Raw genomic sequence first — 2,846 nt, forward strand, 5'->3', positions numbered from 1 at the left:
GATTTTTCTTTTAATCGTCTTAATTGCCTCCGCCTGATCGATGCTTTTGATATGCAGGTTTACAATCATTCCCGTTTCCAAATCCAAAAGGTCGGACAAAATGCGATCGTTTAATTCCGGCGCCAAGATTTCAAGAAAGCTCACCGCACCAAGCTTACTACCCATACGAAAGTTCTGCCTTCTCCGAAGTAAAAAGAGGACGGTGCGATAAAATCCTTTGTCGATAATCCCGACGGAACAAGATAGTCCCAAGAAAAGAAAAAAGGCTCTCCCTCCGGATGAAAAATACCGTGCAGGGTTTTCAACCTTTCATAGCCGCTCATAGAATGAGCACTTACACCAAGCACCTTAAAATTGTTCAGCATATCCGTTTCAATACGATTAAGCCTTGCCTTTGCCGCACTCATATTTTCCGCTTCCACACTGAATGTTACGAATTTCAGCTTTACAAGACCGTTGTTTCCTTTGGAAAGCTGAGCAGAAAGCATTGTCTGATACTCGCTTCTTATGGACTCAAAGCCATCATCACGCACCGGAATTTCAATTGCGGTCTTTGCTTCTCCGCGGCTTCCCTGATTGATAAAGGAAAGCTGCACATCCACAGAAGAATCAAAATAGTTCAGAAAATCGCACCAGTTTTCAAAGATAGCGGTTTTATCATCCGCACCTGCAAGCTGATAATTGATGTCGGAAAAATAAATGCACTTGCTGTATCTGTTTTCTGATACCTTACATATCCCGTCCGGATGCATGGAAAGGTAGGGGATGCTCTCCTGCGAGGAAGAAGCCTTTTTATCCGGCTTTGCTTTTCGGATAAGCTCCGCAATCTGCTTTTTCTCACTTCTTGTCAGCTTTCTTTTATTTTTGACGCTGTTTTTTTCCTTTGTTTTGTCCTTTAACAATATGAAATACCTCCTTTTCAAGTTCTCGCTGCCTTATGAGCAGGGCATAATAATTTCTCGTCCTGTAGGGACGCTCTTTCTTTCTGATAAACTTTGTCTGCACGATATGCTTTAGGACGACCTCAAGGGGCTGTCCGTGCTTTTCGTACATGGCAAAGAGAAAAAAGGGAAGCATCACTAAAATCATGAAAAATGTCGCAAGGCTTGTTCCTGCGCTTCCCTTTAGGAGAAAGAAAACAGGCAGCCCTGCGATTAAGGCTGCCGTAAAGCAAATGATCTGCCTTTTTGTAAGATTAAAGGCAACCTTTGTTTTGACCTTTGTTAAGTCCTTTGGTACGGGTACATATGCCATAAAAACCTCCTTTCCGTTAAAGCGTAATACTGCTTTTTACTTCGTTTCCCCATACATCCCAGCCGGGACTTTCTTTTCTTGCAAAAAGCTCTATTTTAGGAAGATCTCCCATAAGGGCTGTGATCTTTTCTCTTGCTTTCTCCGGCTTTTTGCTGTGTGCTTCAATGGGGCTTACGATAAGCTGATGAACATTTTTCGCCTGCCTTTTGGGATGACCTTTTGTTGCAAGAAGGCAGATTTCCGCATTTCCTCTTGTCCAAAAGCCAAGCCCGTAAAACCATGTTTTCGCTTTTTTATTTGTTTTTAGCCATACGAAAGCAACCGTCTTATACTGAAAGCCCCATGCTTTGATTAGCTGCAGGGCTTCTTTCAGCTGCGGGAAAGTCGCCCATAAAAAAAGTGCGCAGTCCTTTTCTGCGATTTTAGAAACAGGAAGTGCACAAAGCTTTTCTATGCTCATGGTTTTGTAGTGATTTTCCGCCGCACCTTGTACCTTGCTTCGTTCGTACTTCCACGGCGGATCGGCATAGATAATATTATATTTTTTACTGATTGTTCTGATCCCTCCTTTACATTAGGGCTAATGTGCCCCGAAAATTGATTTTGAAATGGCACTTGATTTTAAGAGCATAAAGCAAAGCAGCACGGTATATGCCGCAAGAGAAAATATCGCGGTATGCAGGTTATCCGATAGGGTCATGCCCTTTACCAAGACGGCATAGATTCCGACGCATACCATGATTAAAAATCCCTGAAAGCCAAGTGCGAATAAGCTTTTTAAGTAGTTGTTTCCGATCGATCCCCATTCTCTGTTTGTCATAGTGGCAAAAGGAATCGGGGCAACGGAGCAGACTAAATAGATCTCTATCATTCTGCCGTAGATGACAACGGTAATAAAAATGGACATAATCTTCATGGAAAGGCTTATAAGTCCCGTTTCTATGGAAAGGAGCAGAAGCTCCGGTATCTCCATATCCTTTAATTTATCTCCCATAGAGCTTATGGTTGAAGAAATATCCATGCTGGTGTCCGAACTGATTACACCGGCGGCACCTGATACGACGTGCTGCGCCACATCAAATACCGCCATAGTAATATCAAAGGTATGGGTAACGATAAATACCGCTACCCACGCCTTGAAAAACCACTTAAAGAACATAAAGGTGTCCAGCTCGTGCAGGTTATTTTTATCAATAATCATGCTGATAAGCTCGTAGCAAAGAACATAGGTAATGACAAGCCCCGCAATAGGGACGATCACATTTTCCGACAAGGTTTTTATCATGGAAAATACACTGCCGTTCCAGCCCTGAGGGGTCTTGCCTACCTCTGCTGCTATGGTTCCTACCTTTTCGTTGACATCGCCAAGCAGAGCTTCAAGATTTCCCTGAATGGATCCGATTAAAATATCTTTGATCCATTCATTGATTGCATCAAGTATGCTCTGCACCTTCTACCTCCTTAACCGAAAAGTCCGCGAAGAAGCGGAACAAGGGTTGTACCGATCAGGGCAACGCCTCCGCCCGCCATAAGTTGCTTAATTCCTTGACTTTTTGCACCGGATAGTGATAGGTAATCCTTTGATGTTATCT

At 43.1% G+C, this 2,846-nt stretch carries 5 protein-coding genes; all 5 read right to left on the reverse strand.

The window, feature by feature from the left end:
- Positions 1-140: 140 nt before the first annotated feature.
- On the reverse strand, positions 141-902 hold the full coding sequence (locus tag HMPREF1152_RS00025) for a hypothetical protein (protein ID WP_009643077.1): 762 nt from the start codon (positions 900-902) through the stop codon (positions 141-143).
- Positions 859-1,254, reverse strand: coding sequence for a PrgI family protein (locus tag HMPREF1152_RS00030; RefSeq protein WP_009643081.1), 396 nt, complete (start codon positions 1,252-1,254; stop codon positions 859-861). Before HMPREF1152_RS00030 ends, HMPREF1152_RS00025 begins: the two co-directional genes overlap by 44 nt.
- A 16-nt stretch (positions 1,255-1,270) precedes the next feature.
- Complete coding sequence (locus HMPREF1152_RS00035; RefSeq protein ID WP_083844283.1) at positions 1,271-1,816, reverse strand: MT-A70 family methyltransferase; 546 nt, start codon at positions 1,814-1,816, stop codon at positions 1,271-1,273.
- Positions 1,817-1,834: 18 nt separating this feature from the next.
- Positions 1,835-2,704: a VirB6/TrbL-like conjugal transfer protein, CD1112 family gene (locus tag HMPREF1152_RS00040; RefSeq protein WP_009643076.1), complete on the reverse strand. Its 870-nt coding sequence runs from the start codon at positions 2,702-2,704 to the stop codon at positions 1,835-1,837.
- A gap of 11 nt (positions 2,705-2,715) precedes the next feature.
- A partial coding sequence (locus tag HMPREF1152_RS09150) for a Maff2 family mobile element protein (protein WP_009643079.1) occupies positions 2,716-2,846 on the reverse strand: 131 nt, incomplete at its 5' end.

The sequence above is a fragment of the Mogibacterium sp. CM50 genome, assembly GCF_000293155.1.
Taxonomy (GTDB): domain Bacteria; phylum Bacillota; class Clostridia; order Peptostreptococcales; family Anaerovoracaceae; genus Mogibacterium; species Mogibacterium timidum.